Origin of the sequence: Vibrio sp. 10N.222.52.B7, assembly GCF_041474275.1 — a bacterium.
Taxonomy (GTDB): domain Bacteria; phylum Pseudomonadota; class Gammaproteobacteria; order Enterobacterales; family Vibrionaceae; genus Vibrio; species Vibrio crassostreae_C.
The window spans coordinates 22,019-46,284 of the sequence record NZ_JBFRTU010000082.1; the positions used below are offsets into that span (position 1 = coordinate 22,019).

The 24,266-nt window shown below is 43.5% G+C and carries 27 protein-coding genes and 1 pseudogene; 11 read left to right on the plus strand and 17 right to left on the minus strand.

Annotated features, from left to right (window positions below; translation table 11 throughout):
• Window positions 1-7: 7 nt before the first annotated feature.
• Entirely contained in the window at window positions 8-394 is a 387-nt protein-coding gene (locus tag AB4512_RS18870) for a hypothetical protein (protein WP_017071821.1), read from the plus strand.
• Between the two features lie 59 nt (window positions 395-453).
• On the opposite strand, the gene AB4512_RS18875 is transcribed toward AB4512_RS18870, so the two are convergent.
• Window positions 454-1,362: a LysR family transcriptional regulator gene (locus AB4512_RS18875; RefSeq protein ID WP_017039121.1), complete on the minus strand. Its 909-nt coding sequence runs from the start codon at window positions 1,360-1,362 to the stop codon at window positions 454-456.
• 583 nt (window positions 1,363-1,945) lie between these two features.
• On the opposite strand from AB4512_RS18875, the gene AB4512_RS18880 reads away from it, so the two are divergent.
• Entirely contained in the window at window positions 1,946-3,157 is a 1,212-nt protein-coding gene (locus AB4512_RS18880) for a carbohydrate porin (RefSeq protein WP_372175345.1), read from the plus strand.
• Between the two features lie 286 nt (window positions 3,158-3,443).
• Entirely contained in the window at window positions 3,444-3,602 is a 159-nt protein-coding gene (locus AB4512_RS18885; RefSeq protein WP_372050963.1) for a hypothetical protein, read from the plus strand.
• A 216-nt stretch (window positions 3,603-3,818) separates the two neighbouring features.
• Here AB4512_RS18885 and AB4512_RS18890 read toward each other — a convergent pair whose 3' ends face one another.
• Window positions 3,819-4,376: a DUF1439 domain-containing protein gene (locus AB4512_RS18890; RefSeq protein ID WP_372175346.1), complete on the minus strand. Its 558-nt coding sequence runs from the start codon at window positions 4,374-4,376 to the stop codon at window positions 3,819-3,821.
• 162 nt (window positions 4,377-4,538) lie between these two features.
• Here AB4512_RS18890 and AB4512_RS18895 point away from each other — a divergent pair, with 162 nt between their 5' ends.
• The 4 genes from AB4512_RS18895 to AB4512_RS18910 all read left to right on the plus strand — a co-directional run bounded on the left by AB4512_RS18895 (window position 4,539) and on the right by AB4512_RS18910 (window position 7,760).
• Window positions 4,539-4,925 (plus strand): thiol-disulfide oxidoreductase DCC family protein, encoded by a 387-nt coding sequence (locus tag AB4512_RS18895; RefSeq protein ID WP_136982850.1) that lies wholly within the window; start codon window positions 4,539-4,541, stop codon window positions 4,923-4,925.
• 397 nt (window positions 4,926-5,322) lie between these two features.
• Complete coding sequence (locus AB4512_RS18900; RefSeq protein ID WP_372175347.1) at window positions 5,323-6,666, plus strand: ABC1 kinase family protein; 1,344 nt, start codon at window positions 5,323-5,325, stop codon at window positions 6,664-6,666.
• An 84-nt stretch (window positions 6,667-6,750) separates the two neighbouring features.
• The gene (locus AB4512_RS18905) at window positions 6,751-7,296 is read left to right on the plus strand and encodes a glutathione peroxidase (protein ID WP_102393681.1); all 546 of its coding nucleotides are present in this window, start codon (window positions 6,751-6,753) and stop codon (window positions 7,294-7,296) included.
• The gene (locus AB4512_RS18910; RefSeq protein ID WP_017062213.1) at window positions 7,293-7,760 is read left to right on the plus strand and encodes a DUF3429 domain-containing protein; all 468 of its coding nucleotides are present in this window, start codon (window positions 7,293-7,295) and stop codon (window positions 7,758-7,760) included. Before AB4512_RS18905 ends, AB4512_RS18910 begins: the two co-directional genes overlap by 4 nt.
• A gap of 74 nt (window positions 7,761-7,834) precedes the next feature.
• On the opposite strand, the gene AB4512_RS18915 is transcribed toward AB4512_RS18910, so the two are convergent.
• From AB4512_RS18915 to AB4512_RS18935, 5 genes are all read right to left on the minus strand, one after another.
• Complete coding sequence (locus tag AB4512_RS18915) at window positions 7,835-8,269, minus strand: GNAT family N-acetyltransferase (protein WP_372175348.1); 435 nt, start codon at window positions 8,267-8,269, stop codon at window positions 7,835-7,837.
• Window positions 8,270-8,420: 151 nt separating this feature from the next.
• Window positions 8,421-9,035 carry a LysE family translocator gene (locus tag AB4512_RS18920; RefSeq protein ID WP_017070275.1) on the minus strand — a complete coding sequence of 205 codons (615 nt, stop codon included), beginning with the start codon at window positions 9,033-9,035 and terminating at the stop codon, window positions 8,421-8,423.
• 98 nt (window positions 9,036-9,133) lie between these two features.
• Window positions 9,134-9,466 (minus strand): hypothetical protein, encoded by a 333-nt coding sequence (locus AB4512_RS18925; RefSeq protein ID WP_017062216.1) that lies wholly within the window; start codon window positions 9,464-9,466, stop codon window positions 9,134-9,136.
• Window positions 9,467-9,602: 136 nt separating this feature from the next.
• Entirely contained in the window at window positions 9,603-11,039 is a 1,437-nt protein-coding gene (locus AB4512_RS18930; RefSeq protein WP_017062217.1) for a lipopolysaccharide biosynthesis protein, read from the minus strand.
• A gap of 16 nt (window positions 11,040-11,055) precedes the next feature.
• Window positions 11,056-11,982, minus strand: a complete 927-nt coding sequence (locus AB4512_RS18935) for a glycosyltransferase family 2 protein (protein WP_372111809.1) — start codon at window positions 11,980-11,982, stop codon at window positions 11,056-11,058.
• Between the two features lie 316 nt (window positions 11,983-12,298).
• Between AB4512_RS18935 and AB4512_RS18940 the strand changes: the two genes are divergently transcribed.
• The gene (locus tag AB4512_RS18940; protein WP_372111811.1) at window positions 12,299-13,447 is read left to right on the plus strand and encodes a glycosyltransferase family 4 protein; all 1,149 of its coding nucleotides are present in this window, start codon (window positions 12,299-12,301) and stop codon (window positions 13,445-13,447) included.
• Window positions 13,448-13,632: 185 nt separating this feature from the next.
• On the opposite strand, the gene AB4512_RS18945 is transcribed toward AB4512_RS18940, so the two are convergent.
• The 5 genes from AB4512_RS18945 to AB4512_RS18965 form a co-directional block, all read right to left on the minus strand.
• Window positions 13,633-14,406 (minus strand): viroplasmin family protein, encoded by a 774-nt coding sequence (locus AB4512_RS18945; protein ID WP_372111813.1) that lies wholly within the window; start codon window positions 14,404-14,406, stop codon window positions 13,633-13,635.
• A gap of 81 nt (window positions 14,407-14,487) precedes the next feature.
• On the minus strand, window positions 14,488-14,793 hold the full coding sequence (locus AB4512_RS18950; RefSeq protein WP_017070270.1) for an NIPSNAP family protein: 306 nt from the start codon (window positions 14,791-14,793) through the stop codon (window positions 14,488-14,490).
• Between the two features lie 62 nt (window positions 14,794-14,855).
• Window positions 14,856-15,185, minus strand: coding sequence for an AzlD domain-containing protein (locus AB4512_RS18955; protein ID WP_136974213.1), 330 nt, complete (start codon window positions 15,183-15,185; stop codon window positions 14,856-14,858).
• Window positions 15,186-15,187: 2 nt separating this feature from the next.
• The gene (locus tag AB4512_RS18960; protein ID WP_102556266.1) at window positions 15,188-15,916 is read right to left on the minus strand and encodes an AzlC family ABC transporter permease; all 729 of its coding nucleotides are present in this window, start codon (window positions 15,914-15,916) and stop codon (window positions 15,188-15,190) included.
• Between the two features lie 104 nt (window positions 15,917-16,020).
• Window positions 16,021-16,854, minus strand: coding sequence for an AraC family transcriptional regulator (locus AB4512_RS18965; RefSeq protein WP_372111815.1), 834 nt, complete (start codon window positions 16,852-16,854; stop codon window positions 16,021-16,023).
• Window positions 16,855-17,090: 236 nt separating this feature from the next.
• Between AB4512_RS18965 and AB4512_RS18970 the strand changes: the two genes are divergently transcribed.
• On the plus strand, window positions 17,091-17,429 hold the full coding sequence (locus AB4512_RS18970; RefSeq protein WP_086775055.1) for a hypothetical protein: 339 nt from the start codon (window positions 17,091-17,093) through the stop codon (window positions 17,427-17,429).
• Between the two features lie 64 nt (window positions 17,430-17,493).
• Here AB4512_RS18970 and AB4512_RS18975 read toward each other — a convergent pair whose 3' ends face one another.
• From AB4512_RS18975 to AB4512_RS18990, 4 genes are all read right to left on the minus strand, one after another.
• A complete protein-coding gene (locus tag AB4512_RS18975) occupies window positions 17,494-18,033 on the minus strand; it encodes a lipocalin family protein (protein ID WP_017062226.1) in 540 nt (179 codons plus the stop codon).
• Window positions 18,034-18,085: 52 nt separating this feature from the next.
• The gene (locus AB4512_RS18980; RefSeq protein WP_017062227.1) at window positions 18,086-18,553 is read right to left on the minus strand and encodes a MarR family winged helix-turn-helix transcriptional regulator; all 468 of its coding nucleotides are present in this window, start codon (window positions 18,551-18,553) and stop codon (window positions 18,086-18,088) included.
• Complete coding sequence (locus AB4512_RS18985; protein WP_017070267.1) at window positions 18,516-19,529, minus strand: DUF2955 domain-containing protein; 1,014 nt, start codon at window positions 19,527-19,529, stop codon at window positions 18,516-18,518. The genes AB4512_RS18980 and AB4512_RS18985 overlap by 38 nt, the downstream gene beginning before the upstream one ends.
• Before the next feature lie 72 nt (window positions 19,530-19,601).
• A complete protein-coding gene (locus AB4512_RS18990; RefSeq protein WP_372104581.1) occupies window positions 19,602-20,651 on the minus strand; it encodes an HlyD family secretion protein in 1,050 nt (349 codons plus the stop codon).
• Window positions 20,652-20,937: 286 nt separating this feature from the next.
• On the opposite strand from AB4512_RS18990, the gene AB4512_RS18995 reads away from it, so the two are divergent.
• Together AB4512_RS18995 and AB4512_RS19000 are read left to right on the plus strand one after the other, a co-directional pair.
• On the plus strand, window positions 20,938-21,699 hold the full coding sequence (locus AB4512_RS18995; RefSeq protein ID WP_372175349.1) for a transporter substrate-binding domain-containing protein: 762 nt from the start codon (window positions 20,938-20,940) through the stop codon (window positions 21,697-21,699).
• A gap of 664 nt (window positions 21,700-22,363) precedes the next feature.
• The gene (locus AB4512_RS19000; RefSeq protein ID WP_136975942.1) at window positions 22,364-23,428 is read left to right on the plus strand and encodes a hypothetical protein; all 1,065 of its coding nucleotides are present in this window, start codon (window positions 22,364-22,366) and stop codon (window positions 23,426-23,428) included.
• A gap of 226 nt (window positions 23,429-23,654) precedes the next feature.
• Here the strand turns inward: AB4512_RS19000 and AB4512_RS19005 are convergent.
• A pseudogene (locus AB4512_RS19005) lies at window positions 23,655-24,249 on the minus strand (tyrosine-type recombinase/integrase).
• Window positions 24,250-24,266: the final 17 nt, after the last annotated feature.

Here is a 24,266-nt window from a genome sequence, read left to right on the forward strand (position 1 = left end):
GGTAATCATGATCAAAAAGGCTATATGTGCATTGCTACTCACGGGTTCGTTTTCAGGAACGACAAGTGCAACTAGCATCGATGATATGGGATTTGATGTGTCTAGTTTTAAACAAACAGGACAACAAATATCTGTCAAAGAACCGAAAGCGCCAACGTTAGTTCAGGAGAGTAAACTGGCCTCATATGTAAGCGAAGTCGGCGTAGATGTCGCCAATTTGTCTCAGGTGCAAGTTGATGATTTGATCGGAAGTTATGACCAATTGCCATCAGCGATCTTTTGTGATGAACATCAAGAGTTCGAGATTCAGATATCAAGGACGAATATCTGGCAAAGAACGAAACTGATGAAGTTACGACAAGCGATTGGAGACGATCTACCTAACGCGCACTAATATGCCCTCATAACAGCCAGTGATTTTTACTGGCTGTTTTTTCATCTAATAAACCCAAGTTAGAAGTATTCATCATAAACGTGTTGGATGTATTCATTAGCAGCAGTAACGATAGATTCCCTTATCCCTTCAATATGTAAAGAATGTGGGCTCCATAAAGAAATGGGAACCTCTAAACCTTTTTTAATCTCAGTAGGCTTGAGCTCAACTAAATTCTGCTGCACAAATTCAGAGTAAATAACAGAGCGAGGAAGTAACGCCCAACCTAAGTCTAGCCGAACCAATTGGATCACAAGCGCAAGTTGGTCAACAAGCTCATAGTTAGCAGAAAGGGTGACTTTATCTGCCATCCCTTCATCGATTAATGATTTCAAGATTAACTGCTTAGATATTTTTAACTTAGAGAACAGTTCGTTTGGTGGCGTTTTACTCAGTTCACTGCCTTTACTTGCGAATGGGAGCAGCGTAAGGGTTTCTAGGTAAACCGCGTGAAAGCTATTCATCGCCCTACTCTCATGAGTATTCAAAAAACCGAAGTGCAGTGTCCCATCTTCAATCCCCTGCTCAATCTCCTTTTTATTCATGACCAGCATATTGACTCGACAACCTGGAAAGTCTTTTTGTAATTGCATTCTGATATCAGCCAAAATGAGCTGTGGCATAAAGCTTAGATAACCGATATTGATGGTTTCTGGTTCGCCTTGGGAGATGTTGAGCGCTATTTTATCAAAGGCTTTTAGCTGCTCAACGGCTTGCTTGGCATAGCGGTAAAGTAATTTACCTTCTTGTGTTGCTTCAACACTGCGACCTTTGCGCTCAAAGAGTGCGACATCAAGAATATCCTCTAAATTGACAACAACTTGCCCGATGGTACTACGGTGTTTATCTAGCTTAGCGGCAGCCTTGCTAAAAGATTTTTGCTCGTAAACCGTCACAAAGGTGGAGAGTTGCTCGAGGCTGAAATTCATAGATGACTCCAATATTCAAATAATGCTTTATTACTGTCAAATCAATCACTTTGACGTGATGAGTATAGACAGAACATGCATAGGTTACGACTTCCACCTCAAAAAAAACCAACAAGGTTCAAATAGTTTGTCTGATCACGTCAGACAATAGCAATTCTGAGTTTCCATTAAACGTTTATATCATTCCGGCTTATCTAAACAACCTATGTGAAATACCGATACGAATACAAAGAAGACTTTATCCAAAGCGGTGGATTTGGCATCAACAACCAAACCGCGATTGGTGGTACTGCTGCGGCATTCCTGAACGTTAAAAACTGGCGACGATGGCACTTTTTTCACCTTCAATCCGGAATACACATATATCGACGGCGATCTTGAAAGCAGCACCTTGAAAACAACACTCCGTCTAGCAACACCTTTATCACAAGATAAATCTCGCTGGGGAGAGCTTAGAGTTGAGAACACTTATGGCGAAGTAACAATCAAGTTCAGTCATCCAATCCTAAAGTAGATACATCATTATTTTTGCACTCAGCGTATTTGATTAACCAAGCTGAGTCGTAATTACTAAGAGGTTAAAATGAAACATCTTTTGAATATGTCAACGATTGCTCTGATATTGGCATCAGGGGCAACAACCGCTGAAGTAATGTCAGTAGAGTCCTCGACTTCGCGTTCACATTACGATTCATGGAATGAAACCAAGCAAAACCTTCAAAAAGAGCATGGCTTACAGTTGGGCATGGATTACAACATGCTGAGTATGGGAGCGATTGATCCTCTTGGGGATGCATCTGCTGCGGCAGGAGCATTAAGAGTCTTTGGTCAATGGGATCTTATAGAGACAGAAGATGGAGACAAAGGCGGAATTGTATTCAAGTTTGAGCATCGACATAAATACACAGAAAACTCCCCGAAAGAATACGGTTTGGCCGATCTCGGTTACTTAGGTTTTGCTCACTCCTTATATGGTGATCAAGGCTTTAGAACCACTCATTTATTTTGGCGTCAATCTCTACTGCAAGAACAGATGGTGGTTTACGCCGGTTTCTTAGACATGACGGATTACACCGATTTTTATGCGTTAGCTAGCCCATGGAATGACTTCAACAGTGGTGTGTTTACTTCCGGAAGTGGAACGATTGGTGGATTGCCTGATGGTGCACTGGGTGTTATGGCCGGCGGTTTTTTCTCAGATAGCATTTATGGCTCGGCCAGTATTCTTGATGCTAAAGGCAACGCTTCTGACTTAGTTGAAGGAGCCAAAGAGCTCTTTGACACAGGGGCCACTTGGAAAAGCTTAGAACTCGGTTGGACACCAAGTAAAGATATGCTGTTCATCAGCAATGCTCATATCAGCCTATGGCAGCGTGACGCAGTTGGAAACGATGATGAAGGTTACGGTATCAACCTGTCTCTATCAGGTTTAGTGGCTGAACGTTGGTTGCCTTTCATTAGGGCTGGATGGGCTCAAGATGGCGGAGCCATGTATGACGCCTCAGTAAGCGCCGGCTTTGGTTACATTCCTGCACAGAGAAACCAAGACATGTTTGGACTGGCAGTTAACTGGGCAAGCCCAATGGAGAGCACAACGCAAGGGTTGGACTTAGACGACCAATATACAACTGAAGCGTATTACCGAGCTCAAATCACACCATGGCTGCAAATGTCTCCAAGTGTGCAAGTTCTGAATCACACCGCGGTTGATCTGACCAATGGCTTCGACAACATCAATTTAATCCAGAATAAAACCGATGTGGTATTTGCCCTAAAAGCAAAATTCGAGTTCTAAATTAAACACACGTACAAATGATATTAAGGAAAATATCGTTATTAACCTTGCAGGAGTGCTAAATAAATTTCGAGTAAAAAATGAAAGTAAAAATATTCTTGGCGATACTCTTAGGTATGGCTTGTAATACTGCGACTGCGGAAGCAGAAAAAACAAGTAACGATCAAGTACAACGAATTATTCTTGTTCGACATGCCGAAAAGCCAGATGACGGCCTTGGTAACCATTGCTCCAACTGCGATCCAATATGGCATGCCCATCAACACACAATATGGTTGGAATGACTTTGAAGTTATTCTTAGATAAATACCGTAATGCAGATCTTTTACTGGCGTGGGAACACATCAGCATTGAAGTGCTTGTTACTTTGATTAAGCATCGCTTTGATAACGTTGACCCAATCCCAGAATGGCCAAATTCTGATTACGACATGTTTTTAAGTTAATCATCGATTGGAGTAAACCGAGTGATCTGACAATCAATGTTCATAAACAAAAGTTTGGAGACATCTCGACTGAATGCCCTAGCACCAAATAAGTTGCTGGTTAATGGCTTTTATCGAACAACAATCAGAAGAGTGAATTAACCTCAGCCCGAGTACACAATAACAAGTTACTCCGTACTCAGGCAAAAACTAGTCAACCTTTAATACAACAAGCCTCTAATCAAACAATTCGATAACCAATTTATTGTCTTTAATCACTAGATTGGGTTCCGATGACTTAATCAACGACTCTTGAACCTTGTTGCTGTCGAGTTTGTAAACCGCAGACTGGGACAAAGCAAAACCTATCATCGATACAGCTGGTTTGAGTAGTGTCTCTATTTCAGGCGAAAGCTGTTTGCCTTTTTCTTCAAAGCGCTCTAGTCGCAGCGACTTTAGATACACCTCGCCACTCTCCTTGTCGTATTCGGGAATCGCGCTGAACTCTAAGTCTAAATCCAACCCCATATTAGGCATATTGAACACTTGAACTTTTGCATTGGTATTCGCCAACACGGACACGCGTTGTGCATCGGCTCGACCAATTTGCACTTCTAGATCATCCACAGCCACTTGTGCGTACATCACACTTTGTACACCAACCTCTTGTTCTAGCATCACTGAGTCTTCAAGGTACTTCGTCATTTCTTGCTCGGTAATGCTGTAGCTAACACAACCACTGAGCATCAGGGCTGTCACAGCTATAATCAAACGGTTCATTAACTTTGTTGTCATTGGAGATAGGCTCTTATTTTTTAAATGCATGGAACGGATGTTACCTCGAGATGATACTGTAAATTGGTTGTCACAATAACAGTGTCGGATAACTGGGCAGAATGATCCACCTAAATGGTGATGTCGTATCAATGAGAATTGACGAAAATAGTAAGGAAAACAATGACTGCATTAACGATATTTTACGATGGAACCTGTCCACTTTGTGCAAAAGAGATGGCAGCACTGACTAAGTCTGATTCCAAAGATCAGATCCAGACCGTCGATATCTACAGTGAAGCGTTTTCAAACTACCCGCAAATAGATGCCGAGGCAGCCAATACAATCTTGCATGCACTGGACGAAAACGGAAAGCTGCTGCTCGGTTTAGACGTGACTTACCAAGCGTGGAAGCTAGTAGGAAAGGGTTGGCTGTATGCCCCGTTACGTTGGGCGATTTTTAAGCCAATGGCAGATTGGTGTTATCTACGGTTTGCCAAAAAACGATATAAGATTTCGTTTTGGCTAACCGGAAAATCACGTTGCAACGGTAACAGCTGCACAAAATAGTGTTGAGTTAAGACATGCCGCTGGCGACTTTGTAGTAAACGATGCCAAATAGGGCTGCGAACACCAATACCGTAACGGCCACTTTCAACCAAATAAATTTCATGCTTTGTCCTTTTAATTCTGTTTACTGTTCCACGCGACAAGTTAGCACAACAAAACATACGGTTGTGTAATGATTGATAGAACTTTGTAGTCATACCAACCACAGTAGGTAAGTGTGAAGAAATAGCGCAGGAAAAAAGCTTGAGAACAAGGCGGCTCTTTTCGACAAGAAGTTTAGATAAGTAGTTATTCTACAATCAAAAAATCTAACGACTTTATCGAGATTTTTAACAAGCTAGGGTGAACAGTTATTTACTACGATTGGTATCAACCCTGATTCCCAGAGAGAACCTTTATGTCGGCAAAAGAGAGAAACCTTCCCACACATCGAATTTCTAGATTCAGTAAGTTCGCTTCGTTGGCGACAAGAGTCGCGGGTAACGTGCTAACGGAAGGCACCAAACAAATTGCACAAGGCAACAGGCCCAAAGCAAAAGACTTACTGTTAACGCCACAAAACATTGCTCGCCTGACCGATCAACTCGCACACCTGCGCGGTGCGGCTATGAAGTTAGGACAGATGCTATCAATGGATGCGGGTGATGTCTTAGAACCAGAGTTAGCCGACATTCTCTCTCGCCTGCGCTCCGATGCCGATCCACTGCCAACAAAACAGCTCAATCAAGTGTTAGAAAGCTCGCTCGGGAACCATTGGAAAACCGAATTCCTGTCCTTCAATTTTAAACCGATCGCCAGTGCATCTATCGGACAAGTTCACCAAGCCTATAGTGATGCTGGGGACAAACTCGCAGTCAAAGTCCAATACCCCGGCATTAGAAAAAGTATCGACAGTGATGTAGATAACGTGGGCACGCTGCTCAATATTGTTGGCTTGATACCAAAGTCGGTCGACTACAAAGGCTTGTTAGAAGAGGCAAAGAAACAGCTCCACGATGAAGCAGACTATGCTCGCGAAGCTGATTACGCAACTCGTTACCATGATGCATTGAAAGAATACTCTCACTTCGTCGTACCTAAGATTCATCCGCAAGTCTCTTCAGAATCGGTGCTCGCCATGGACTTCATTGAGGGCGTCTCAATAGAGCAAATCGAAAGTTACGACCAATGCACACGTGACTTTGTAATGCACAGCTTACTGGAGCTTCTGTTCAGAGAGTTGTTCGATTTTAAGATGGTGCAAACCGATCCCAATTTCGCCAACTACCTTTATGTTGAAAACACCCGACAAATTGGCTTATTAGATTTCGGAGCAACCCGTGAGTACAGTGACCGCTTCAGCGAGGGTTATCGCTTGGCCTTTTCCTCTGTCATTAACAACGATGAGCAAGTGCTCAACCGAGCTTTAGAGCAAATAGGATTCTTTAGCGAGACAATTCTTCCCGAACAACGCCAAGCGATTCTAAATCTAGTGAAGATGGCCTGTGAGCCGATGTTAGTTGACGAAGAGTACGACTTCAAAGCCAGTGGATTGACACAAAGGCTTCGTGAAGCAGGCACCATTTTGAGCATGGAACAAGAGTATTGGCATACGCCGCCCGCCGATGCGCTGTTCCTGCACCGAAAAATTGGTGGCATGTATCTATTAGCGGCTCGCCTTGGTGCAAAAGTGAATATCAGTCGCTTGGTCGCTCCATATCTTATCTCAGAGAGCAAAAGCACAACTAAAAGCGCGAGTTAATGAGACAGTAAATAATACGCAAAGTGATCATTTCATCGTGCTCAAGAGTAATAACCATTACGCCAACTAAAATGAGCCAACCCTATGAAATGTTCACTACTTTGCTCAACCGCACTGATTACAAGCCTCACGAGTTCCATCGCCTTTGCAGCGAGCTGTCCCGAAATACTTAATGGCAAACAGCGCTTGTTAAACTCAACCGAAGAAATCGCCTTGTGCGATGAGTTTCAAGGCAAAACTCTATTGGTGGTAAATACAGCGAGCCAATGTGGCTTCACTCCGCAGTTTGAGCAACTCGAGCAACTTCATCAAACCTACAAAGACCAAGGCTTCACGGTTATCGGTTTCCCAAGTAATGATTTTCGCCAAGACAAGGGAAGCGAAGAGAAGGCGGCAAAGGTTTGTTACCTAGACTATGGCGTGACCTTCCCAATGATGGCGCGAGCTTCACTGTCTGGTAGCAACGCCAACCCCGTGTTTACAGAGATACAACAGCAAGCGGGCGTAACGCCTAAATGGAACTTTTACAAATTCTTGATCAGTAAAGAAGGTAAAGTCGTCGCCACCTTCCCTAGCTCCACATCTCCAGTGAGTGCCACGCTCAAAAACGCGATTGAGCAGCAGTTATGAAGGCGGATTACATGGCAACAACTCAAACCCGTAACACCATGGCCAAACTGGGGTACATGGGGTTAATTCCGTTTTTATTCGGTCTTCTCCTTTCGCTCACCGACAGCCAATTTATGGGGATAAGCGGTGAAACGCTGTTCATCACCTACAGCGTGGCAATTTTGAGTTTTCTTTCAGGGATCTTGTGGGCAAATGGCATCGAAAACTTTGAAAGCCAATCAAGTAACAAAGCACTGCTAATAAGCAACGCGATTGTGCTCATCGCTTGGCTGGCAGTATTGCTTGGCGAACAAAAAGAGCTAGTGACAACTCTGATTCTCATCTTTGGTTATATTGCGGTTTGGCGAGCTGAAAGGACGATGAGAGAAGAGAACCAGAGCCAAGGTCCTGATGGCTACTTTGATATGAGGACTCGGCTGACCTCTAGTGTCGTGTTAATGCACGGTATCGTGATGCTAACCTAGAGCTACGAGATTGTCTTTGAAGTGTGAGCCTTTGATTTAGTTAAGCGCCTTTGTTAAAAACCGTTAGCAACAATCTAGATGATGAGCTTCATCACTAACCTCGGCTCATCATCACCAAAGTAGTTGTCTTCTTGCTTGATGGTAACGAACCCCATCGATGCATAAAGCGCACGAGCCGATGTGTTATTTGGGTCTACAGTGAGCAAAAGCCTAGCATCTCGAGGCAACTGCTCAACCGCCTGTTGCATCAGTTTCCGGCCAACTCCCATGCAACGATAATTCTGGTCTACAGCCAATGATAGGACCCAAAACTCATTCTGCTTGTCTGTGGTTGTCGTTAAGGCATAGCCAGCAATCTTTGAGTCTTGCTTAGCAACCAATAAACCTTTTCCCCAGCAATCAAAGGCCTGACGAAAGAAAAACAGCGGATAGGCGTGAGCGCCAAACAAAGCATGTTCAAGCTGGTAGATATCAGCCAGTTCTTGTTTTTCCGCACAAACAACATTCATAGATAGACCTCATTTAAACCGAACCTCAAGTTTAAGCATGCAAACTCAAAGGTGCTATTAATAATATATCAACAGCCTAAAGGCTTACGAAGTACCTTAACGAAGATGCCACTTAACTAACGCCTGAGGAGTAGATTAGGTTACTTATGTTTTACTGTCGAATAACCAACAAATTTGCGCCAGATAACGCAAGAAAAACCGAGCACGCTTTGTTAAAACGTTTTGCCATTTGTGGCTTAGAGAACCAGTTTCTGAGGTATAAGCCAAATGCCGCGTAGATCGATATCGCGAGCATTTCTAACACTAGAAAGGTGCTACCTAAAACAAAGAATTGAGTATTTACGTTCGCTGAAACATCGACAAATTGAGGAAGGAATGCAGTGAAAATGAGTATCGCTTTTGGATTGCCAGCAGCGAGTGCAAATTCTTGTTTAAACAGACCAAACCAATTCTTATTTCGTTCGATATCCACGACCGGACTGGCGTGTGAGCGCCATAGGTTGAACGCGATCCACAACAGATACATCGCGCCAAATAGTTTGATCAGGAAAAACAGCGTTTCAGAAGTATAAAGCACAACCGCTAAGCCAGATGCAGCCAAAGCAATCATGCCAGAAAAAGCGAGGATTCTTCCTAGGCCTGCGACAAAGGCGGCCTGAAATCCGTAACAACGGGCGTTGTTCATTGATAACAAATTGTTTGGTCCCGGAGTCATGTTGAGCGCAAAACAAGCGGGGATGAATAGCATTAACTTCCAGATTTCCATTTTTCGTCCTTGTTAAAAACTTCGTAAATATTTAATCAATGAACGAATGCAGAAAGCTCTGTATTTACCGCTTCACATGCCGCCATTTTAATTAACCATTACTCGACAATATAATGCTCTTCGTCTGGTTCAATCAAATTCTCTGCAATACCAATTTCGCCCGCGATGAAAATCGCACTCGCTATCGTTTCTAATGTTTTATTCGGCTCTCTATCCGGTACTTCGCCCAATTCAGGAACTGGCTGCGATCGCGAGATTGAATTACAAACGACACTTTCACAAACGATATTGTGTTGCTCCTGTTGGGAAACTTCAGGCGGCTTGAAATCCGGTGAATTGAAGTCGGGAGCAGTAATACCCTCACTTGAAAACTCAGAGGCGCTGTATGAGGCAGCTGAAAACAGAGAAAGGAGCAGCATCCACTTATTCATATATCTTTCCATCGTTAATATTCACTGAATTTATAAATACTATCTAATCAGAAGTATTATGAACAGTGTTTTATTGTCAGGAATTATGATATCTAAGAATGCCGATTAGAAAGCCCAGAGCTTGGATGACATGAATTCAACTCACATGTGAATGCTTGCCTAACGTAAACTTATCAAGCAGCGCCTGTGGAACTGGGATAACAGAGTATCGAATGAAGGCCACTAACGTCACTATCGCCACAAAACTGCCTAAAACAAAATCATGAACATCAACCAGCACCAAGCCAAGAACTCGATCACTAATGATGGCAAGTATGGCGATACTCAGCGCTGTCATCCATTTACGATGCTCGTAAGGCAAGTACTCCATTTTTTGGCTCACGATATAGAGCAGTGACAGTCTCACGGCATAAGTGCCACAAAGCACCACCACAACGCCCCACACTCCATAAATCGGTGTCACAACAAAATAACCAATCGCAGCTAGAATCGCACACCCGCCTTGTATCCACATTTGCGATTGGCTTGAGTGACCGCTGAAACAGCCAAGGTTAAGGTAATCCCCAGCGTTCTTAATCACACCAATCGCCAAGAGTGCCACGACAATCGTGCCTGCATATTGATAACTGCTTGGCAAAATCAAAGTAATAAAACCAGGTACAGTAAGGATCATCAAACAACCGAATACAATGGCCAGATTAACACCGACTAACGCCCTATCGGCACACATCTTACTGCCACCCGGCTGTTGAAGCATCGCCACACGGTTTGGAAACCACCAAAGCGCGTAAGGCTGCAACAACAGACCAAGAATCAACGCGAACTTTCCGCTAACCGCATAAATCGCGAGTTCTTCGACACCGACGAAGCTTGCCATTACCCAGCGGTCGAGCCCCATGATCATATACATTGATGCACCGCCAACCAGAACGGGCAGTCCGAATTTTAAGATCTTCGCCGAGTATTTGAAGCAACCAAAAGATCCCATCTCTTGCCATTGATAACGCACTAAACAAACCATTAGCAACACACTGGATACCGCAGCTGAAATCAACACGCCATCTATACCGTATCCAGCCTCAAGCAAAACAAAAGTCATGATGGCTTGAACACCGGCTTTCAACACATTGAGCATGCAAAAACGTTTCGCCATCGCGTTCATACGCATCAGCGTTAGCGGGATAGAAATCGCCCCATCGAGCATGGTAGGAATAAGCAGAAGCAGTATCTGGTAAGGCTGGAATTCAACTGGCAACATTAAGATTAACAACGGCATACTGAGGGCAATCAAGGCGCCCCCAAGCACGCACACCAGCACGCTCAATGTGAAGCAGTTCGAGACGAGCTTTTGCTTTTCATCACCTTCGGCGACACCCACATAACGATACATGGCATCGACAATACCGAAGCTGAACAATATCGTCCCAATGTCTGCCAGCAAGACAATGGCTTCTAAGGAACCATACTCTGCCAACGTCATATTGTGCGTAATGTACGGGATCATCACCAATGAAATCCCTTTCATCATTAATATACCGATGGCGTAGTAAGCCGACTGCTTTAAAGAACCCATAGTCGTCACCTTTTCCTTACCAAGCTGGCTTTAGGAAACTTTTACAGTCTCCAATTAGGTGTCGCAATGTGCGTTTTTGAGGTGACATGACCAAAGAACGGAAACTGTAGGCAATAGCCTGTCTATTCTGTTGTAAACCTCGATAATAGTCAGCATAACCTTCCAGTATTCTCGCCTTTGCGATTTTGAAGCTAGAAGTGGGTAGATTCCATCGTTGACTGTCATTTTGGTAATGTTGAAGAATAGTCTCTATAGACTGCAAATTTCTCAATTTAAGACTTTCAGTTTGGGTAACAGAGCTCGCTCTCATCAAGTAGCCAACCTGCACCGAGTTCAACACACCGATCTGATGGTTTTCACTCATTCGAAGCCACAGTTCCCAATCTTCCCCATACTTGATGTCAGCATTGAAACTGTCTGTTTGAGAAAACACATCCGCTTTCACCATGACCGTTGATGTTCCAATCACGTTATTTTCTATGATGAACTCCAACGGGTTCTCGATATTGATGAACAGCTCATCTTGATCTTGAAACTGCGACCAGTAACTAAAGCAGTCGACTATTACTTGGTAATCTTCAGTAAGATGCTCGTAGTTAGTAAAGCTCATCGCGAGATCAGGGTAACGTTGATGAAATTCGAGTTGGCGCTCAATTTTTTCAGGAAACCAGAAATCGTCTGCGTCTAAAAAAGCGATGTATTCACCGGTCGCCTTGTCAATCCCTAGGTTTCTCGCTTGAGGCGCACCAACACCCAATGTGGACAACGTAATAATGCGTTCATCGTCTATAGAAGCAAGATACGTCGACGTTCCATCGTTACTGTTATCGTCAATGACAATCAGCTCAACATCTTGATGAGTCTGCTTTAGTACACTGCCAATCGCTTTCGGCAGGTAATCCAAACAATTGTAGGTAGGAATAACAACACTTACTTTAGCCATAATGACGCCCTCAGATTTATACGTTATATGGCTGACGTTGCATGTTCTATGCCGAGAGTGTCTTGCTATGAAATCACCTCTATATCAGTCACCTACGCGTCCATTCTCAAAATGACGACCAAACACAGATGTTCAAAAAAACTGCAACTCCAATTTGATTATCAATTTGAGAAAACGAGCTACCTCTTAAGGGGTAACCTTCGAAAAGCAATCAGAAAGCCCTCCAAAGCTACGATTCGATCTTGGTTCGTATCTTGCTTTATTGGTTATTACCTTGGCTTGATAGCTTTAGTCATATGGATTTGAGGAGTAAGGAATGAAGAAAGTAGCATTTGTGGCGCCAACCTACCCAGTACTCAGTGAGACCTTCATTCAAACAGAAGTCGACTCTGTGAAAGCGTGTGGGCACGATGTTTGTGTAATGACGTTCAAAATTGAAAACAGTGAAAAACAGTTCGACTACGACATTGTCGAAATAGGTAAAAATGTTCGGAAGGGTAAAGTCGCCAGCATTAACTGGATAGGTTTCATCAAGGCTGTCTCATTTATTTCTAAGCAAACCAGCATGCCGAAAAAGTCACTGTTCGCTTATGGGTTTAAATTAGCGCTGCAACTCGCGGAAAACGACGTCGAACACGTACATGCGCATTTCTGTCAGCACACCACAGCTCACGCCATCGTCGCGGCAAAGCTGCTGAATATCACCTGTTCGTTCGTTGCTCATGGTCATGATGTTTACGAGTTCGCTTATGACATTGAACATAAAATCTCATCGAGTGATTTTGTGGTTGCAGTGTGTAAAGACATGCTTGCTGACTTCAATACCATGGCGAAAGGAAACATTAAGCTCCTGCATTGCGGAGTTAATACCAAACAGTTCCAACTCAACCCAAAAACCGAAACGAAGCAACTTCGCTTTATTTTCCTTGGCCGATTAGTGGAGCAAAAAGGTATCCACCATCTTATTGATGCATTGGCGCCGATTGCCGAACCTCTCGACATTCATCTCGATATCATCGGTACTGGCGATTTAGAGCAACAATTAAAGTTACAGGTCAAAGAGCAAGGGCTCACTCGAAACGTGACCTTTCTTGGCGCTAAGCCTCATGAATGGGTGAAAGAGAAACTATCGAATTATGACAGCCTAATCGCGCCCTTCTGTTTTTCCGAAACCGGATGTGTGGATACAGGGCCTCTGGTTTTAAAAGAAGCGATGGCTGTGGGAACGCCAGTCATTACCACCAACATCATGGGATGCAAAGAGATCGTCTCACCAGAGACAGGTTTTGTGGTTAACGAAAAAAACGTGGAAGAATTAAGAGAAGCGATTGAGCGTTTCGCGCAGCTGAGCAGTAACGATAAAACATCGATGAGTTTAAAGGCACGTGAGAGAGTGAAAGACAGTTTTAATTCGATCAAACAAGCTCAGCAATTATCTCGTTGGATAGAGAACCCTGCTCAATAAGGATGAACTCAGGCAGTAAGCATCGCAAGGGCTGCTGCGTCTCACAAGAACGACTATGCACCATAAGAAAACGGAGCACCACAAAAACAAAAGAGCGCTACATCAATTTGAAATGTAACGCTCAACTTAGCACTGCCCAATGATCGCGACTTATGCTTTCAGTAGCTTTTCATTAAGAAGCCTAACTAGCCTGCTCGCAGTGCCAAAATAGACTCAATATCGTCGATGTCACGATATTGAGCGAGTTGTTGCTCTTTCGATGAAATAGCCACAATCGACATTCTATCGGCCAATTCGTTACCTTCAATACCAACGTGACCGTTCACATGGTAGATGGTAATTTTTGAAGCCAGTTCTTGGTAGAGCGCATACGCAGGCTTAATAATATCGAGGTTTTTGATCTCGCCGCCCGACTTAGTCCAGCCCTTTTTCTCCCAACCCGTTGCCCACTTAGTAATACAATCAATTGAGTACTTAGAATCACAATAGATCGCAACAGAGAGGCCCGCGTTTAACTTCTCTTTCGCGAGAATAAACGCTTGCTTAAGCCCATGTAATTCGGCGGTATTGTTGGTACCAACAGGTTGATACAAGCCATACCACAATTCGGTTAATTGGTTGTTTTGGTATACCGCTAACCCCGTCCCTGCTTCACCAGGGTTTGGTTCACACGCACCATCGGTAAAGATCTTGATATCAAAAGGCATATCTGTGATTTGCTGCTCCGAAAGAGGCGGCACCTTAGCTTTCGTCGCCTTACCCGCAGAGTTTGGCTTTGTCGCTGTAGAACCTGACGCAGACGACGTTTTACCACCGAAAGCAGACTCAGCCTCGCCTAGTGTTGGGAACGATTTATATCTCGCACCAGCGAAACCATCGACTTGGGATTTACACTCGTTCCAAGTGGTAAAAATACCCGGTGTGCGACCTTTCCAAACCACATAATATTTCTTAGCCAAACTAACTCCTTACCAAAACCTAAACACACAAACAGTGAATCAGTACATTAGATGCCACCACGCTATACGTTGCAAGGTCTATCACTCTAAAACAGGTCTAAAAAAGCTGCGTTCATAACTCACGATGCAATCAACTTCGTCTGCAAATTCAAACGCTTTAATACACTCAGCATCGTTCAACGATTTAATCCGATACTCTTCATAGGCAGCCAAACTTTCAAAGGTAAACAGCGCCAAGGCAATATTGTTCGCCCCTTCCGACGGTAAGAAATAACCATTGTGTTGGCCCCCGAATTTAGCGACCAGAGGAATCCACATTTTTGCGTATGCCTCAAACTCATTTACCTTTTTAGGATCAATCACATATCGAACATAACAAGTAATCATATTTATACAGCCCTTAAATAATAGGAGAAACACAAAGCCTAAGTTGACATTGAAGTTGAAGCTCACGAGAAAAGGTAATCAACCACGACAAGGTTATAGAACAAAAACACCGCCATGCTGACGCCGATCGTTAGCAGCACATTGCCTGTTTTCCAAATCAACAGACCTGTGACCACCGCGCCTATCAAGTATGGGTTTTCAAGGCTTGGCCAAAATGTTTGTTCTGGGGCAAATACAATTGGCCCCCAAATCGCAGTCAGCACCGCTGGGCTTGAATAGCGCAATAGGCGCCTTGCGGTTTGATTGAGTCGAAGCGGGATTGCAGGCTCAAGAAACAGATACCGACTAAAGAAAACAATCGCAGTCATGAGGAATATCGTTAACCAAATCATCTCTATTTCCCCTCCACGATTGTCTTGTTACCGTTGTTTCGCTCTTGGAACGATTCGCTGATAAAGCCCGCTAACATTCCGGCAATCGCTGCAATCATTAGCCCGCCCTCAATATTGTTAACCGACATAGCAACTGAAGTGACCAATGAAACCACCACACACACTACGACGGGTAGAGTTCGGATTAATGGGAACACCAAGGCGATAAAGGTTGCTGCGACCGCGAAATCGAGCCCAATTTCATTGAGTGAAGGAATTTGGCTTCCCGCGACAATGCCAACAAAGCTCGCAATATTCCAAACGAGATAAAAACCGCCGCCTACACCCGCAGCATACCAGCGATTAAATTCTTTCTGAGACTGCCCGCTACAAATCGCGAACAGCTCATCGGTGAGCCAAAATCCGAGTAATAGACGCCAACGCGCAGGAAGATGGCTGATTTTGTCACGCATCGATACGCTATACAGAAAGTGCCTTGAGGTGATGAACAGTGTGGTCAACAACATAGTGCCTAAACCAATACCCGCTTTAAACATACCTGCAGCAACAAGTTGTGCTGAGCCAGCAAACAAAATAGCCGACATCGCTTGCGCTTGAAGTTGATTCAATCCGGCATCTATCGCATATGAACCGGCTAGAATTCCCCAAGGGATTACCGCAATACTCAAAGGCATTCCCGCTAAAACGCCTTTCCATAACTGTGTTCGTCTATCCATTGTTTCACTGTCCATATCATTCTTTTCTCTCTTTACATTCGCTATTCAATGTAAGAAGAGTGGAGTCGGTTCGATTGTACAAACTTGCTCGATTTAAAGACTGAATTAACGTGTCCGATTTAGAGCATCTTGATGTATTGCCCCGGCGTGTAACCATTGGCTTTTTTGAAGTGTCGATGAAAATGGCTTTGGTCGTGAAACCCACACTCTTGCGCGGTATCAGAAATGGTATGTCCTTGTTTCAATAACTTACGCGAAAGCCTTAACCTAGATTGGATTTGATACGCATGTGGCGGAAGACCAAACTCTTTTTGAAAAGAACGCACTAAGTGAAACGGGCTCAATGCCGCTAACTTAGATAGTTCGTCTAGGGAAACATCGGCTTGTGGAAAATCATCTAAGAACTCTTTAACCAGAACGAGCTGACGCTGAGTTTTACCATCGAGTTGAGGGTTAAGCGGCGATTTTCCATGTCGGCTAATCAGCTTAACCAGCATCCCGTACATCAAGGTCTCTCTTAACAGGCGATTGTCGGATTCATCGATCGTGTTAAAGACCAGCCTCAATTGATTGGCGAGTTCAGGATCTTCAACAACCGCTCTTGGGAAGTAAGGCGCGCCGTAATTGGGTAGGTTTAGCTCTTGAGTGATCTTGGCAAGTTGATCTGGGAGTGGATACATGGCTCGATACGCCCAACCGCCTTCAGTGGCAGAGTGACCGCTATGGACTTCGTCGGCATTGACCAGAATAATCGCATTTTGTGGCGCAATATGATGTCCGCCCGTTCGATAGAAACGCTGAGCGCCCTGCTCGATGACTCCCAGCGTATAGCCCTCGTGGCTGTGGCGCGAGAAGTTCTGCTTTTCGTATTCAGCATTAAGAATTTCAAGGCCGCCGAGCTCTTCGGTTATCTTATATTCGGCCTTCTCTTTAGAGCGTTTCTTGTTCTCCATAACAATTCCCAAGCCTGTTGATTATCGAGCGACTTATCAGTCTACTCTATAGTCTCTTTCAGCTTTTGTACAAAATTGCGCTTTTGTTTGTTAATACCGTTTTTGTCGTTGGCTTAATAACGCTTTCTAACTGGGAGGAAAGTCTTGGTCTATAACTAGTTGGCAAAAAATTGACAATAATCTAATCATACACGCCAATACTGTCTTCAAATCATCAGCAATAGACCTGATACACCATGAAAAATACGCTAATCCTTTTCTTTTTCCTGAGCCTAACAGGATGTACTCATAACCAATCAAAAGCACTGAGCATGAACTCCTCGTCGGTTAACACATACCCACAATCGATGTCGAACCTGCAACTGTGCGACACCTTGTATTACGGGCGCTCAAGTAACCAGACACTCGCAGCAATTGGCAGTGAATTCAATCGAAGAGGGTTATCCAAGAGTTGGTGTGACACCGAAACCAACAAGCTTTATCTAACAAAGACAATTGATTGGGTTGCTGACCAAGTAGAAGACAAAGAAGATTCAGAGGAAGATGCGTCGGCAGTGGTGTTGCCTGCGAATTAGAACGGGTTAGCAATGTTGTTTGCTTATTAGCCGAGCTACCTAGTCAGGACTAGCCGAACTTACTTTATTGTTCAGGCACATCATTGATATGTTGTGACACACGAACTAGCTTACTGGTTTTAAAACCCATGCTCTGCGCCCGTTCAATCAGCGAGTCTAAGTCTTGTTTGGTGAACTCTGCAGTGCGATACAAGATCTGTAAGGTATTTTTGGTAGGACCCACCAACAAAGCCTGAGTGTAATCTTCATTCAAGAAAATTACCTTTCTCTGCTTCTCATAAGGGCTATTCGCTTCGACTGAAAACCACGCTTCGGTTTGAGAGCCCTTAAATGTTGCGGCTTGTTCTTTGGTCTTCCACTCATTCTTTTTCGCGTTGTAGCCTCGAGTTGTCAGCTTAAGATTACCGTCAGATTCAAATAAAAAGCTAAACGACAAAGAACCGAGCTTTGATTGCAATGGATGCGGGATAAAACAAGCGGAATACCATGTACCAGCGAAGCGTTCGGCATCAAAGTCAGAGGCGGGGATTTTAGACGTAGGTTTACTGCCACGAAACGTAAACAACAGCTTAATCATTAGCATCGCTAATATTTTGTATGTCATGTCACTTACTCTTTATTCGATTGTTATTAGACCCACACCTTCGATCGCATAATCAGTCGACGAATTGGTCTGTTTTTACAAGCTTAGCCAACAAGGTCTGTAACTGCTTGGATTCGTCTTCACTCAACGCACTCTGAAACTGCTCGCTGATACTATCGACCATAGGCTCACAATATTCGGCAAGCTTCTTGCCCTCTTCCGTTAAAGAAAGAAGTTTTACCTTTTTGTTCGTTTCACTCTTGCTGGCCTCAATAAGGTTCAGCTTAATCGCGTTATCAACCAAACGCTTGGTCACAGAGCGATTTCGAAGCAAGTAATTGGTTAACTCTTGCTGAGTGATTTTGCCATGCTTATCTAACACTCGAAGCGCACCAAACATCTCTAGAGAAATGCCCGAAGTGGTGCCCATCTCAGCGGTGACTTGAGCTCGAAACTGTTTGTAAGCAAAGCCCATTAAGAACATAGGATTGCTGTCGAGTGCATCAATTCCGGTGATGGATAATGCTGGTTGATTTTCCATATATAATTCCTTGGCAGACCACTAATAATACCAACACGATGGACATTAACTCTGCACGAAAGTAGGTATCTTGCAAACCAAGATCGGTTGCTGAAACATAGAGTTGCAATGGTAGCATAGTTCCTAACATCGCTTCAGTATGCATACCTCGCACGCCACCACGACTGCCGCTGATCCAAATTGCTATCATGGTCACCAAGCTTGTTAGTCCAATGATATACACCCAATTATAGGAGTGTTGCCCCGCTAACAAGGTTACGAAGACCAACGCCAATGCACAACCACCAACGTGGGCTTGTAAACAGTTTTTCACCACCATTTGATAGTTCATGCGTTCACTTTGCGCAGCCGCAATAATCACAGGCATCATACAGAACGTCGCGGCAATCAAATCGACCATCATCAAAAATGCTAAACCAACTCCAAGCATGACCACATATATCACTCGCTGCTGGTACGTCACAGGAACACTTTGCATTGGCAGCGGCGACATCGCTTTGGGCGGCTTTAAGAACAGCATCACAAATCTCACCACAACCATGGTCGTCACCATGCTCACTGCTATATCGCGAACCCAGTCCGTCATCGGCATTGGGCCATGTTGTGCAAACACAATCACCAAAAACCAATTGAGCAATGGGATGTAGATTTTCCCAAGTTTGGCAGGCGTGTCGGCCCACCTTCTTGCTAAATCAAATACCCATAAACTGATCCCCCAAACCACTGCCGGGTGTGAGGCAAATAACTGATCGACAAGCAGAGCCACACAAGCGACACCCAAGATAGGGAGAAACGCTTTGAGCATACCTCTCACTGAGTAGTCGTTAATCTTGGTCGCCGCCATTACCGGATAAAGAGCGAGGTACGCCGCAACACCTAGCTGTAGCCAAAGTTGAGCCAACATACCCAAAGACACGATAGCGCTGATCCAAGCTACTTCAGACCAGTTAATCGGGCCTCGAACTTCGTTATTCATAATCTGCCTCTTAGGTCGTAAATCGTTATTTCGTCAGTGGGTAGTCAGTTAGTCGATGATTGAAGAGCACAGTTAAACTAGGTAACGAATGCGAGCTAGCACTTCCATCCATGCACTTCCGATCACATCCCAAAACGTCGCTTCAGGCACCACCATCACGCTCACTTTAGAGCCTGAGAACAATGAGTGATCAAGTGACGGCAACGTTACTTGTGTACGCACTTTTTGTTGGTCTCGAATCCAGCGATCATCATTCACGACTTTCGCGAGGCCGCTGTTGTCGCTGCTCGCATCATAGATAGCCAGTTCACGACCTTGAATATTTCCCTCAAACACCTCACCAGGCATTGCATCAAACACCAAACGAACGGTTGTTCCCGCAGTCAGATTTGCACTGCCCTTTTCGTTGAAGTCTGCGTTAATCCAAGCATGCTGGCGATCAACCAAAAACAAAACGGGGCTGCCAGCGCCAACATAGGTTCCTGAGTTAAGGTTGAGATTGCTGATTACGCCATCAACAGGCGCGACGATTGTCGTTTTGCCCAAATCCAATTGCGCCAGTTCAACGCGAGTTCGAGCAACAGCCAAAGCACCGTTGTCGCTGCTTTTCTCAAGCTCAGCTTTTATCTGCTCAATATCGGCTTGCGCAGCTTCGACGGCTTGCTGTCTTACAATCGTGTCCGATCGGCTATCGTCTAGCGTTTCTTGGCTAACAAGTTTTCTCGAAATCAATTGCTGGTTACGCTTCAATTTTCTCTCGGCATTCAGAGCTTCGTGTTGGCGCTGACGTAACGTCGCTTCCGCGCCATGCAAGTGCTGCTTGTTTGCTTCATAGCTTTGCTCTGCTTCAACCAAAGCCGCTTCAGCCTGAGTTAACGCCAATTCAAAACGAGTTGGATCTAAGCGAACTAGCAGTTCCCCTTTTTTTACATCCTGACCATTCTTAACAGCCAACTCCACCACTGGCGCCGACACTTCTGCAGCAATACGGCTGGTTGGAATGTGCAATTGAGCTTGAGTTGTGAACGGCGCAAGGTTGTCACTTGCCACCAAGAAAAGAGCAAACAAGGCACTGGTGCCAAGTGTTAGATAGAGCATCCATTGATACGCTTTATTAGCCATAATGTTTCACCTGCAACAAAATAATGCGCTCATTGTATTGATTTTTGTTTCAGATGCAACATAAATCAAAGGTGAGTATCTTAAAGATCTTGCGAGAAGTACAGCAAGCTACTGTTTATGAAAGATATAAATAGAAATTTAGATAAGAAAAAGTCGTGTAGTTAGTTTGGGAAGCAAGAGTTCCAGAAGTTATCTAATGCCTTTGCTCACAATGATATGCATTAACATTGATATTATTTAACATTTGATTAACCAACTTATCCATTAAAACTATAAGGAAATAAAAATGAAGTGGATATTTGTTGTATTCGTCAGTGTTTTCTCAGTATTTACTTACGCAAAAGATTGGAAGCAAATCCGATTTACGGTGGAAGGAGCATACCCACCATTCAGCTGGACAACGCAAGATGGTGAATTAGAGGGGTTTGAAGTCGATTTAGCCAACGCCTTGTGTGTCGAATTAGAAGTAAAATGTATCATCTCAAAAACTGACTGGGACGGGATTATCCCTTCGCTTTTAAGCCGTAAAAACGATGCAATTATAGCGGCTATGACAATTACCGAAGAACGTGAAAAGAAAGTTAACTTCACGATGCCTTACGCTAAAGTTCCCACTCGTTTTGTCATGGAAAAAGGGCGTGAAATCAATATGGATGACGGCAGCTTAAATGAACTAACAATTGGAGTTCAGCGCACTACCATTGGTGACAAATACCTTTCCGAGATCTACCCAAATGTAGATATCAAGCGTTATGGATCATTCGACGAAGCCTTTACCGATTTACTCAACGGGCGCCTAGATAGCGTGTTTGGTGGTTCTATGGGACTCAATACGGGCTTTCTTGAAACGGAGCAAGGTAAGGACTACCACTTTACGGGTCCTAAATTTACAGAAGAAAAATGGTTCGGGCGTGGTATTGGTGTCGCGGTACGAAAACAAGATAATGAACTCAAAGATCTTAGTGATGACGGTATCCAGCGCTTGATCGACAATGGTCAGCATCAAAAAATCGCAAGTAAGTATTTTTCATACAGCATTTACGAATAGTTTGGTATGCAGTGTGGACTAAACTAATTGCGAACTGTGTTCACTTTAGAAAGCATCAGATAGCAAAAAGCCGCTCATAAAGAGCGGCTTTTTTAAGGTGATGCTTGCAACATAAGTCTTCATAACGCAAACCAATTATCAAAGAGTTAAAGTACAATTTGCAACATAAGTTCGCATAACATTGCATCGAAAGTCTGCAAATTTGAACAACGACTAAGATTCAACGTAGTAAATTTACTACGCTCCAATTAATCCTCTAGACAGAATCGCTTGGTGATCACAAGAGATGAGTTAATGCGCTAAGAAGCTTCTGGACAACAACGTGTCAGGGATTTTGCTAAATTAACAAAACACGAATAACCATAGGTATGGAAAAGTTGGTGTGAAGAGGCGATGCGATGAATAGCATATCACTAGCAAAAGTATTGGAGGGCTAAAATGATATAGCCTAGCCAATTGGTTTTCGAGACATGAAGAGCGAGCTATTCACTCTTTGGCCTGCGTTTTAAAGAGAGTATTTTGTACTGATAACGGTAAGTTATGAGCATTATGTAACATATCCCTCAATCTATATCTATGCATATCCCATTAAAAATATTAAAGTTTTAGGTATTGGGATTAAATCCAAAGCCCATGAACTTTCTATTTAAAACTAGGACAACAAATGAAAAAGTCGATGATTGCAACCTCAGTAGCTGCTTTACTATTAAGTGGGTGTACTATTCGCCCAAAAATAGAGCCTATTGATACAGTAGTAGCTGTACCATCAAATATTAACGCGCAAGAAGCTAAAGCGATACTTGATAACTCTATTTTTAGAACAATACCAATTTTAGATGGTAGACTTGCTCCAGCATCAATTGACGTATCACGTTCAAATAATCGTGACTTGAAAGGTACAGTCATGAACTATGAACTTACGAAGAAGTATCTGTTTAGTATTGACGTTGGATATTACTATAACGAAGAAACTCATTCAGTTGATCGCGAAGCATTTAACACCAAAAGATATAAAAGCTATAACGACTACGCGCCTTGGGCTTTGATGGAGCAATTGCCTGTACTTGATGAATTCGTCGCAGAAGAAGTAACAAATGATTATCAGAATTACGTTAAGGACCGAACTAAACTCTTATCTGAGCCTTATACCTTATCTCCGCAAGTAGAAATGCTGATGGATAAGTCTGACAAGAAAAAATTCGCTGCTTTATTCACTCAAGAAAACGTCAACACCAACTTCCTTGATTACTATGACTATAATTACAAAGGCCAGCCTTTGCTAAACGACTATGTGATGAGTGAAGTTAAATCATTGACTGCTAAAAACTTTAGTGGCATCAACGTAATGATAAATCATAATAATGTCATTGAGTTCACATCGGCATCTTTGCTAGCCAAACCTAACGGTTGGATTTTAACTAACAAAGACCTTCAAGTAGCAACGCTAAATTACAAGTACGAGATTACGAATCTCACTGACAAGTTCATCACCATTGATCGTGCAGCAAGTTATGTGAATAACAGCGTAAATAAAGACGAAATTAAACTGCCTTTGGAAATTCCACCTAAGTCTAAAGTGACAGTCTCACATAAAGGCAAGAGTTCTCACTATCGAGTGACCGCACTGAAACCAGACCAAAGCGTCGACTTCTCGTTATCTTTTGAGTACTCACTTGAAGGCAAGAAAAAAACATTAAATGGTCAGAAGACATTCAAACCTTTAATCTAAGTCATCCGCTTACTTTATTTCGAAAACTCCACCAACAAATTTTTGGTGGGTTTGATTCAAGGCTAAACTTATAGTTGGTACATCGTAAAAGGCATTGACCTCGACGTTTATACAGGCCGAACCTTATTAGCGATGGGGTTCGGCTTTTTAACACCTTTCAACAGTGATATACCTTTTAAAGTATAGAAACCGTAGCAGAAGAAAAGCCTGTAACAGCTCCTGTCTGTCAGCAATCTGTTTTCTCAGACAACCTCAGAGCATCTTCTAGCTCTACGCCAAGGTATCGAATAGTGTTATCTAGCTTCGAATGTCCAAGTAAGATCTGTACAGCTCTGATGTTTCGTTCTGGCATAGATTAAAGTCGCTTTGGTTCGGCGCATGGAATGAGTACCGTAATAGTCGGCATTCAATCCCAGTTTTGCAGCCCAACTCCTGATAATTGAACGATAGAAAGAGTAACTGATAGGTTGTCCAAAGCGTCGGCTACTCGGGAATAAAAAACTGCTTGCCTCTAGGGATGCTGCAAAGATCCATCGGCTAATGCTTTGCTGTGTTCTCGGCGTAATCTCATAGTGGACGTCGGTCCCAGTTTTTTGCTGGATGCACTGAACCCTTTCATAGATAACTCCTTGCGAAGAAACATCGTAAACATGTAGCTTTAGCAAATCACTCGCTCTTAACTTGCTATCTATAGCTAGGTTCAGCAGTGCGAGCTGCATCAGATCATTTTCAATCTCTAGCCTAGTTCTGATCCGCCAGATCTCTTCAAGCTTAAACGGCCTTTTGATGCCGCTGCATTTTCCAGAAGATAACTTCCTCACGATGACCTCCTCTCAGT

Coding starts and splice junctions, on each gene's coding strand:
- AB4512_RS18870 (WP_017071821.1), top strand. CDS start 8: ATGATCAAAAAGGCTATATGTGCATTGCTACTCACGGGTTCGTTTTCA.
- AB4512_RS18875 (WP_017039121.1), bottom strand. CDS start 1,362: ATGAATTTCAGCCTCGAGCAACTCTCCACCTTTGTGACGGTTTACGAG.
- AB4512_RS18880 (WP_372175345.1), top strand. CDS start 1,946: ATGAAACATCTTTTGAATATGTCAACGATTGCTCTGATATTGGCATCA.
- AB4512_RS18890 (WP_372175346.1), bottom strand. CDS start 4,376: ATGACAACAAAGTTAATGAACCGTTTGATTATAGCTGTGACAGCCCTG.
- AB4512_RS18895 (WP_136982850.1), top strand. CDS start 4,539: ATGACTGCATTAACGATATTTTACGATGGAACCTGTCCACTTTGTGCA.
- AB4512_RS18900 (WP_372175347.1), top strand. CDS start 5,323: ATGTCGGCAAAAGAGAGAAACCTTCCCACACATCGAATTTCTAGATTC.
- AB4512_RS18905 (WP_102393681.1), top strand. CDS start 6,751: ATGAAATGTTCACTACTTTGCTCAACCGCACTGATTACAAGCCTCACG.
- AB4512_RS18910 (WP_017062213.1), top strand. CDS start 7,293: ATGAAGGCGGATTACATGGCAACAACTCAAACCCGTAACACCATGGCC.
- AB4512_RS18915 (WP_372175348.1), bottom strand. CDS start 8,269: ATGAATGTTGTTTGTGCGGAAAAACAAGAACTGGCTGATATCTACCAG.
- AB4512_RS18920 (WP_017070275.1), bottom strand. CDS start 9,035: ATGGAAATCTGGAAGTTAATGCTATTCATCCCCGCTTGTTTTGCGCTC.
- AB4512_RS18925 (WP_017062216.1), bottom strand. CDS start 9,466: ATGAATAAGTGGATGCTGCTCCTTTCTCTGTTTTCAGCTGCCTCATAC.
- AB4512_RS18930 (WP_017062217.1), bottom strand. CDS start 11,039: ATGGGTTCTTTAAAGCAGTCGGCTTACTACGCCATCGGTATATTAATG.
- AB4512_RS18935 (WP_372111809.1), bottom strand. CDS start 11,982: ATGGCTAAAGTAAGTGTTGTTATTCCTACCTACAATTGTTTGGATTAC.
- AB4512_RS18940 (WP_372111811.1), top strand. CDS start 12,299: ATGAAGAAAGTAGCATTTGTGGCGCCAACCTACCCAGTACTCAGTGAG.
- AB4512_RS18950 (WP_017070270.1), bottom strand. CDS start 14,793: ATGATTACTTGTTATGTTCGATATGTGATTGATCCTAAAAAGGTAAAT.
- AB4512_RS18955 (WP_136974213.1), bottom strand. CDS start 15,185: ATGATTTGGTTAACGATATTCCTCATGACTGCGATTGTTTTCTTTAGT.
- AB4512_RS18960 (WP_102556266.1), bottom strand. CDS start 15,916: ATGGACAGTGAAACAATGGATAGACGAACACAGTTATGGAAAGGCGTT.
- AB4512_RS18965 (WP_372111815.1), bottom strand. CDS start 16,854: ATGGAGAACAAGAAACGCTCTAAAGAGAAGGCCGAATATAAGATAACC.
- AB4512_RS18970 (WP_086775055.1), top strand. CDS start 17,091: ATGAAAAATACGCTAATCCTTTTCTTTTTCCTGAGCCTAACAGGATGT.
- AB4512_RS18975 (WP_017062226.1), bottom strand. CDS start 18,033: ATGACATACAAAATATTAGCGATGCTAATGATTAAGCTGTTGTTTACG.
- AB4512_RS18980 (WP_017062227.1), bottom strand. CDS start 18,553: ATGGAAAATCAACCAGCATTATCCATCACCGGAATTGATGCACTCGAC.
- AB4512_RS18985 (WP_017070267.1), bottom strand. CDS start 19,529: ATGAATAACGAAGTTCGAGGCCCGATTAACTGGTCTGAAGTAGCTTGG.
- AB4512_RS18990 (WP_372104581.1), bottom strand. CDS start 20,651: ATGGCTAATAAAGCGTATCAATGGATGCTCTATCTAACACTTGGCACC.
- AB4512_RS18995 (WP_372175349.1), top strand. CDS start 20,938: ATGAAGTGGATATTTGTTGTATTCGTCAGTGTTTTCTCAGTATTTACT.
- AB4512_RS19000 (WP_136975942.1), top strand. CDS start 22,364: ATGAAAAAGTCGATGATTGCAACCTCAGTAGCTGCTTTACTATTAAGT.